Annotated in this window: 8 protein-coding genes; all 8 read right to left on the minus strand. The window is 59.3% G+C overall.

Going from position 1 to position 8,443, the window contains the following annotated elements; all coding sequences use genetic code 11:
* Positions 1-8: 8 nt before the first annotated feature.
* The 8 genes from FJV80_RS20055 to FJV80_RS20090 all read right to left on the minus strand — a co-directional run bounded on the left by FJV80_RS20055 (position 9) and on the right by FJV80_RS20090 (position 8,084).
* A complete protein-coding gene (locus FJV80_RS20055) occupies positions 9-380 on the minus strand; it encodes an Hpt domain-containing protein (protein ID WP_095775876.1) in 372 nt (123 codons plus the stop codon).
* Between the two features lie 70 nt (positions 381-450).
* Positions 451-1,068, minus strand: a complete 618-nt coding sequence (locus tag FJV80_RS20060) for a DNA ligase (protein ID WP_245318376.1) — start codon at positions 1,066-1,068, stop codon at positions 451-453.
* A 200-nt stretch (positions 1,069-1,268) separates the two neighbouring features.
* Positions 1,269-1,607: a hypothetical protein gene (locus FJV80_RS20065; protein ID WP_095775874.1), complete on the minus strand. Its 339-nt coding sequence runs from the start codon at positions 1,605-1,607 to the stop codon at positions 1,269-1,271.
* Positions 1,608-1,624: 17 nt separating this feature from the next.
* Complete coding sequence (locus FJV80_RS20070) at positions 1,625-2,185, minus strand: ATP-binding protein (protein WP_179296573.1); 561 nt, start codon at positions 2,183-2,185, stop codon at positions 1,625-1,627.
* 3 nt (positions 2,186-2,188) lie between these two features.
* Positions 2,189-4,555 (minus strand): SpoIIE family protein phosphatase, encoded by a 2,367-nt coding sequence (locus FJV80_RS20075; RefSeq protein WP_142877219.1) that lies wholly within the window; start codon positions 4,553-4,555, stop codon positions 2,189-2,191.
* Positions 4,552-5,730 carry a class I SAM-dependent methyltransferase gene (locus FJV80_RS20080; protein ID WP_142877220.1) on the minus strand — a complete coding sequence of 393 codons (1,179 nt, stop codon included), beginning with the start codon at positions 5,728-5,730 and terminating at the stop codon, positions 4,552-4,554. Before FJV80_RS20080 ends, FJV80_RS20075 begins: the two co-directional genes overlap by 4 nt.
* On the minus strand, positions 5,727-6,248 hold the full coding sequence (locus FJV80_RS20085) for a ubiquinone biosynthesis methyltransferase UbiE (RefSeq protein WP_095775921.1): 522 nt from the start codon (positions 6,246-6,248) through the stop codon (positions 5,727-5,729). Before FJV80_RS20085 ends, FJV80_RS20080 begins: the two co-directional genes overlap by 4 nt.
* A gap of 186 nt (positions 6,249-6,434) precedes the next feature.
* Positions 6,435-8,084: a bifunctional diguanylate cyclase/phosphodiesterase gene (locus tag FJV80_RS20090; protein WP_095775872.1), complete on the minus strand. Its 1,650-nt coding sequence runs from the start codon at positions 8,082-8,084 to the stop codon at positions 6,435-6,437.
* Positions 8,085-8,443 lie beyond the last annotated feature (359 nt).

The following is an 8,443-nucleotide window of genomic DNA, read 5'->3' on the forward strand; positions in this document are numbered from 1 at the left end:
CGCCCGCTTCATTTCAGCGTTTGCTCAATCTCCGCGATGAGCGCATCGAGCGCGGCTTGGGCGGCTCCTTCATCCGGCTGTTCGATTAGCAGCGTTTCCAGCGCCGACGCCCGCGCGCCGATATCCGGAAAGCCGAATGTCCCCGCCGCACCCGCCAGCGAGTGCGCGATCCTGACCAGCGGATCACCCGCCCCGCGGGGCAAAGGACCGCCCTCACATGCGATGACCTTCAGCTGCCCGAGCTGATCGGCGCATCGGGCAAGGAAGCGTTGCCGCAAGGGGGCGAAAGGATCGTTTGAGATGGGGTGGTGCTCCAGCGGGATGTCGAAAGTATTCAAGCAGAAAGCGGCGTAGGTTTGAACTGCTTGCTTCTCGCGCACGACCTCCTGCTCGAGGACATTGCTGGTGCCGGCGCTGAGGCCGCGGTTGCGCCAGAAGCGTCGTCGATGCTCAGAAATCGGCTTCCTCGAAGTATTTGGCCTTCAACCATGTGTTCGACGGTCCGCTCGTGTAGCTGCTGTCGGCGCGCTTCGAGATGATGCTCTTGAGCCCCACATTCTCGATGGCGCGAAAGATCGCTGGCGCACTGCTCTCGAAATGCTCGCTGTACTGGATCTTGCCGAGGCCGTGCTCAACCAATTGCCATAGCGCCTGCTTGCGCTGCAGCAGGGGCAAGGAGACTAGATTGCGACCGTCCAGATGGAGGATGTCGAACGCGACGAACGCGAGCCGGTTCGGTTCGTTCCAGATCGCGGCTTCCAGCGAAGGGTAATCGTGAGCGCTCTGCTCGTCTGGCACAATGACATCGCCGTCGATAATGGCGGCCCGGCATGGCAGCTCGACAGCCAGCGCGATGGGCCAATATTTGGTGGTCCAGTCACGGCCGTTCTTGCTGTAAAGGCGCACGCTGCCTTTATCGATGATGATCTGCGTGCGGTAGCCATCGAGATTGACCTCGTGAACCCATCCCTCATCTCGGGGCGGCTCCTCGACACGAGTCGGGATCTGCGGCGGAATGAACTCCAGCCGGCCGCCGGTCACCTTGGCACGCTTACTCAATGACGCCACCTTTGATCGCGCAGCGGCGGCTAATCGGCACAGGCAGCCCGACATCCCCCCAACATGGACGCCTGCCGCCTGTGCCGAGCCCCCGCCGGGCAATTGCCAGCATCTGCGCACCAGGCCGAATTGTCGTTACCTTCGCATCCAAATACTTGTCATGGAGTACATATCTCACTCGGTGCGTCGTAGGCTGATTTCGGGCGACCTTAGTCCATCAAAAGCACCAGGGCGGGATGCAGCTTCTTCAGGTTCGGCAATGATTTCGATTGCCAGGGTATGTCGGGCGTTCCACGCACGACGAGCCGAACATCGGGATGTTTGCGCACCTCGATGGTGAATTTCGCCAGCAGGTTGATGCCGGAAGAGTTGAGAAAGTGAAGGTCCTTCAGATTGAGCGTGATGGAAGCGGGATTCGAGGCAAGGACGCTGGTTGCCAAAGCCGTAATAGGCGCACCGGCCTCGGAACTCGCGAGCCGCATGGCGCCGTCGAAAAAAATATCGCTTCCTTCAATCCACACGCGATAGTCGTCTGTCTTGATTTCCATGGCCTGGTTCGTTTCTTCTAGTTGTGCGTTTGCGAGATCGGAATGGAGGCGTATGTCTCCAGGCAAATCCGATCGCTTTCGTCGGCCGGGCTGAATATCCAGGCCAGGCGTGCGCCATAGTCGCTCATCAACGTCAGCAATCCGAGTCCGGAGCCTGACACGTCGGGGTTCGCGGCATTCGCTTCAATTCGCTGTATCAGCAGGTCCCTGGGGTCGCCAACCGTGATGTCCGCCAGGAGGCTTTGGAACCCGGACGCGTTTTCACCGTCGACGTCATTCGACACCTTGATCTTGAAGCACTCCGAATCCATCGACGTCTCGATCACGATCTCACCCGGCGCGCGGAACTTGACGGCATTTTCGATGAGCTCGTTGACCAGATATCCGATGGAGTGCCGCACTTCTCTGTAGTCATTGCGGGACGCCTGAAAGCGCAAAGCGAAAAGATCGGCGATGAAGTCCGACGTCGTGGCACAATGACGCCAGCTCAAGTCGAGAGGTCCGTCGAACAGCCGCACGCGACTGACGCTTTCCATCATCCCGATTGCAATGTCAGGGGTCCCGAACAGCGTTGTCATTGCCTAGGTGTGCCTTATGATCACGAGGGTGATGTCGTCGTGGATCTTCTGGATTCCGATATGGGCCATCAGATCCTCGACGATCCCGGTTTTGATTTCCTCGGCGCTCCCGCCCTGACGTTTTCGTGCGCTCTGGCAGAGGCGCTCGAACCCGAACAGCCTTTTGTCCTGATCCTCCGCCTCGGTCACACCATCGGTGTGCAGCACGATCACGTCGCCACTCTCGAACGGGATGTCACGCGTGTCGATGAACTTCGAGATGTCATTCTCAAGGCCAACCGGCAGACCCAGATCAAGCGTATCGATGCGTTCGACTTCCCCGTCAGCGCGCACGATGAGCACGTCCTCATGCTGACCAGATAGCGTTACGCGCTCATCCTCGAAGTCGAGGAAGGCCAGCGAGAGATGCTTATCGGTCTTCGTCCGCTCGATGTTCTTGTAGATCGCTCTGTTCAGCCGGTCCAGGAACTGGTGCGGATTCCGCTCGTTGGTCTCCTGCAGCGCGCGTGCAACGGATTGGACCATCAGCATCAAAACGCCGCTTTCGAGACCATGACCGGTCACGTCGCCGATGCCGATCTTGACCCGTGACCCATTCTGCAGGACGTCGTAGTAGTCACCGCCGACCTCGTCGGCCGGCCGCATGTAGGCTGCGATCTCCAGTCCCGGAATCGCTTCGAGTTCGAATGGTTTCGGCAGGACCATCATCTGGATCTGCCTGGCAACCGCGAGCTCGGCGCCGAGACGGACGTTCTCGTCCCGTAGCTTTTCGTTGAGTGCGGAAATCTCCTGATTGGCGTCCCCGAGCTCCCTGGTGCGTTCGTCGACGAGTTGCTCGAGGTTTTCGGTGTGAAAGCTGATCTGCTCAGCCATCCGGTTGAAAGCGATCCCCGCCGCTCCAACTTCGTCACGCGTCGGAATGCTCACGCGGACTGAATAGTCCTTGGTCTGGAGCCGCTGGGCGGCACCGGCAAGCGCCCTGAGGCCGGCGGTGATCCGCTTCGAAATTCCGAGCACAGCCGCGAAAACAATCAGAAGCGAAACGATGATCGCACCGATCTGAAAGAGCAGGATACGATTGGTTGCGCGCGAAATACTCTCCTGCGCCGCGAACAAGGACGCATAGATCTCCCGTTCGGGGACGACGATCCCGACCGACATCGTTTCGGACTTGATCGGTCCCGAACTCCACAGATTGGTCGGCTTCAATCTCTTGAGGACGACGATGTAGGGTACGCGCTCGCCCTTGTTGTCGAGCATGATATGCTGAATGACGCCGTCATTGTTCTGGTCGAGAGGCAGTGACGCGATTGCCGGCTGCACACTTCCCCGCAAGGACCTCTCCAGGCCGGTGACGCCCTGCGTGCCCGCGTCGTTCGATGAAGTCAGGCCGATGATCGCCTGGCCCGACGGATTGATCGCCACCACGTTGCCAGTCGACATCGTGAGGAAGCCGAACCCGGTTTCGGCGATCTTCACCCTTTCGACGACTTCCGCGAGCTGGTCGAGAGTGATGTCTGCTCCCGCCGTACCGGCGATACCGGAGCGCTCGCGCGTCCACAGCGGCTGGAAAAAGCTGACGATCAGCTTTCCCGTGATTGCATCGGTGTAAGGCGCAGTCTGGGTAATGTCGTCAGGGACCGGACGCGACGCCGGATCCCTGGCCCACTGCTGCCATGACCCATAGATCCCCGGAAAAAAGAACAGCCAGAATTCCGACTTGTTGTGGCCTGGATAGAGCCGGTCGAAGGTCTGTGCCTGGTTCGTATACGGCACTGTCCTGAAGATCGGCCGTTCTTTTGGACCAATATAGTACATCTGCAGTTTGGACGACCCGCTGGCCATGAGAGTTGGCGCGACGAGATCGATCACGGTGCTGTCGTCTATTTCCTTCTGAACGCCCGGCAGCGGAGTGTGGTCGGCACCCAGAAGGTAGCCCCAAACGCTTACCACCGAAGGCGCGCCCGGCAGATTCTGCGCCCAATCGCCCCGCGCGTCGTAGACGACCTTCACGGAGCCGGGCGCCTCATGCGACAGCGTCGCTCCAACCTGTTGCTGCCTGCTCGGATCGTCGATCTGGGCCTGCAGCACGCCGGCCAGCGCCTTGACGTCCCCATGAACCCGATCGAGCAGCAGGTCGACGCTCAACGCCGTCGATTCGGCATAGGATCGAATGTATTCCTGGTTTGCGGTCGTCAGGCCCTCACCGACTTCCGATGTGGCATCGCGCGACAGCTTCTGAACGTTCCAAAGCGCCAGGCCACCGCTCAGCAGGAGGTCGAACAATACGGCGCCGCCAACGACCAATACGAATTTTGCCCGAAAGGAGCGCAGGCCGAAGCGCGGGGCGGGCTCATTGTCGGCTTTCATTGCGGCCGTCGCCCCGATGCGACCCAGATCGGCCAACCCGCGTAACCCTTGGGGTGGAGCGCTGCGAAAATGTGGTCCTGGAAGCCCTGCCGGAACCGTGCGACGAACTCTGGTCCGTCGCCGCGTCGGGTCGCCATCTCGCCCGCATAGACATCCGCCCAGGCCGCAATGATATCAGCGAAATCCTGCGGATCGCCGTCCAGGTTAGTGACCATGAAGGTCTCGACACGGATGTCTTCGAATCCGGCTTCCATGAGATAGCGCCGGCTCTTGGGCCCAAGCTCGACGTCCATCTCGAAATGCCCGAACAGCTTCGCCACCTCGTTGTAGGTCCAGCGAATGCTTTCGGCGCGCGGCTCGCCGAGGCAATGCGAATTCTTCTCGTTGGTGATGTAGACCCGACCGCCCGGCTTGCATATGCGGTAGAGCTCCTTGAGGATGAGTTCAGGCCGATTGAAGATCTGAAGGGAATGCCGGCAGGTCACCAGGTCGAACTGCGCTTCGTCGAGCAGCATCTCGGACGCATCGCCATAGGTATATTCGATGCCCCGGATATCGAACTCCCGCATCACCTGTCGAGCATAATCCAGGCTCGATTTGGAGTGGTCGAGGGCGACGATCCGCGCTGGCTGGAATTCCTTCTGCACGAGCACGGCGAAATCACCGATCCCGCAACAGATGTCGGCCATGACGATCCCCTGCCTCATGCCGTGTCGGGGCAAGATTGCGCGCTCGTGGCGCCAGGTCATCTTTGTCTGTGAGCGCAGGATAGGTACGAATCCGCCCTCCTCGAGGAAGCCCTGTCCCGGATAGAATTCGCTGTCATATTCCTCGATCGTTATGTTCGGTTCGATTCCGCTCAAGCGACCGAATTTTCGCGAGGTCCATCCGACGACGCTTGACGTGATGACCACGAATTTGAGATCGGGTCGAGCGCGGCAAGCGTCAATGATGATCCTTGAAAAGGCATGAAATGCAGCGTTATTCATCTGCGTGAGACGTCTGACATTGACGTAGAGAACGCCGCGCACGCGGTCGATCGCGCCACGAAGCAATGCTATGCTGGGCCCAAGCTCATCCATCGCCTGAGGCCGGACCACTCCCGATATGGAGAACTCCTGGTTGTTGGCGTCGTATTGCGCCTTGAAGCGTGGGAGAAGGTCGTAAGGGCTCAATGTCGCAGGCCCTCGAGCGGAAGATCCACGACGAGCCTGATAGCATTCCCGTCGGCTTCCTCGACCCTGAGTATCGCATTGTAGTCGACAGCCAGTTCCAGGAGCACGATCTCCCGACTGGGCGCAAGATCCCCGGACACGGAATTGAGGTAGCGCTCCCTGGCCTCGGTTCCCGTGGCTTGCGACATGGCTTCTTCGTAGAATTGGCGCTCCTCCGGGACACAGGGGAATGTCAACTCGATCCTGTCCGTCGCGCCATGGCGGGACACCCTACATGCCAGCTCGCCGTCGCCATGGCGGCTACGAAACGCGACTTCCAGCAATTCGTTGAAGGCAGAGGAAAAGAGATTTGAATGCCGGACCGAGTCGGACCTGTTTTGACTGATCATCCGGGCCATGTATGTCGAGACATAATCGCAGTGTCTCCATGCGGAGACGAACGTTTTGATTTCCATCTCGATCTGGATCATGGGCGCAAAAGTCGGCTCGCCAGCCAGCTCATGATGAACAGGTTCCATCGGCATCCTCCCCTTGTTCCATCAGTACTGAGCCCCGCGGCGCAAAATTAGCAGCCCGCCCCGCGGCGAAAATTTCGCCGCGCGCCGTGATTAAGTCACTCTTGCACCGACTCGATGAATTGCGCGGTATCCGCCTCGATCGCTTCCACAAATCTCCACTTCAAGGTTAACAAAGGGTGCAAGGCGCTAAACCGCCCGATTTGCTTCCTCCATCGTTCGTACCACCCTCAACGGGGACCGTCTGATGAAATTGCCGGTTGCCTCGGCTCCGAGCGGCCGTCCCAGGAAATTACCTTGCAGGCTATCGCAATTCTCCTTGATCAGCCACCGGGCCTGTGCCGACGTCTCGACTCCCTCGGCTGTGACGCTTATTCCCAGGCCGTGCGCCAGATTTATGATCGATCGCACGATTGTTTGGCTTTTGAGATCGGTATCCAGGTCGGCAATGAAGTACTGATCTATCTTCAATGTGTCGAAAGGAAAGTTCTTTAGGTAGCTCAACGAAGAATAGTATGTTCCAAAATCGTCGAGCGATATTCGTATTCCCAAGACGTTCAGGGTATTTAACGTGTCGATATTGTCGATCGTCTTCTCGAGGAGGACCGTCTCGGTTATCTCGAGTTCAAGCCGGTCTGCTCGGATTCCAACCGCATCGATGATCTGAGCGACTGTATCCGTCAGCGAACCGCTAAGGAACTGGGCCGGCGACAGGTTCACTGCGACTGTCAGCGAGGAGGGCCACGTCAACGCCTGGCGACAGGCTTCCTCGAGCACCCATCGTCCGATCTCGTCCATCAGGCCGTCGGCCTCGGCGATCGGTATGAACACGCTGGGTGGAATGATCCCGATCTCCGGGTGCCGCCACCGGAGCAGCGCTTCGAAACCGGTCACCGACGCGGGAGACCGAATGAGCGGCTGATACTCCAGATAAAGTTCGTCCCGTTCCAGCGCGGTTCGAAGCCTGCGCCTCAGATTCTCGCGCTGCTCGAGCAAGAGCAGCATCGAACGGTTGAACGTTCGAGCGCAGCCGCGGCCATCCGTCTTGGCTGCGTAAAGAGCAATGTCGGCGGCTTTCATCAGCTGCTCGCCATCGGTCCCGTGCTCCGGCCCGAAAGCAATTCCGATACTCGAGCCGACGAAGACGGAAATGCCGTTGATGACGAACGGCTCCTTGAACGCGTCGACCAGCGATCCCGCAAGGCGCTCGGCTTCCGCGGGCTGGTCCTTTCCCAGTTGGATGACGGCGAATTCATCGCCGGCATACCGGTACGCGGATTCGCCGTCCTGCAGCGCGTCGCGGATACGACCCGCCGCGAGCTGGAGAAGCGTGTCGCCCGCTCCATGGCCGAGCGTGTCGTTGACTGCTTTGAAATCGTCAAGGTCGATTTGCAGCAGGGCAGCCTTGGGTTTTGCTCCGCCGGCGGCCGCCAGTGCAAGTTGCAGCCGGTCGCCGAATCGCCGTCGGTTCTGCAGCCCGGTCAGCACGTCGTGCGTCGCCTGGTGGAGCAGAGTTACATGCTCTTGCTCCTCCGCGGCGCTCCGCCCGCCGCGCCCCCTTGATTCGATGATTCCCACACCATTCGCAGTGCCGAAGACGAAAACGGATCGGGGCGCTTTGCCCGGTGATCCCGGCAGGTCGATGTTTGCCGGAGTGCCGCCCTGGAACACCCGAAGAAATTCGTCGCGAAACCTCGAATCGAGGAAGCTCGGGTAGATCTCCCAGATGGCAGCGCCGGGCGCCACGGCGCCTCCATACATGCCTTTGAGCACAGCTGCGTGGTGCGTCAGTTGGAAGTCGCGGTCATAGAACGACAAAAGTTCGGTCGTGTTCGCCAAAAGGTCGGCGAGAAGCCCTTCGCCGGCACGAGGACCATCGCTCGAGGAAGGCCCCTCACTCTCTGTGCCGACGCCTGATGCCTCTGGGTACAAGAGCCACCTCCATAGGCAATGCGAATCCACATCCCCCAGTCCAGAAATAGCATAACTGTCAAGCTTGGCAAAGTTTCAACTCGCAGTCCTAACAAGTTCCTCATGCGGCTTAGTTGCAATGCATGCTCCGCTGTGATTGGCGGCGATAACGATGAACAGTCCGGTTGGTTAATAAATCGGGAATTGGCTATATGATTGATGACGTGGTGGACGCAGCACGAAATATTCTGGTCCATGAGGCGGCGTGGCCTTCCCCGCCCCTGTCT

The organism is Mesorhizobium sp. WSM4310 (genome assembly GCF_007003935.1).
In the GTDB taxonomy this organism is placed as follows: domain Bacteria; phylum Pseudomonadota; class Alphaproteobacteria; order Rhizobiales; family Rhizobiaceae; genus Mesorhizobium.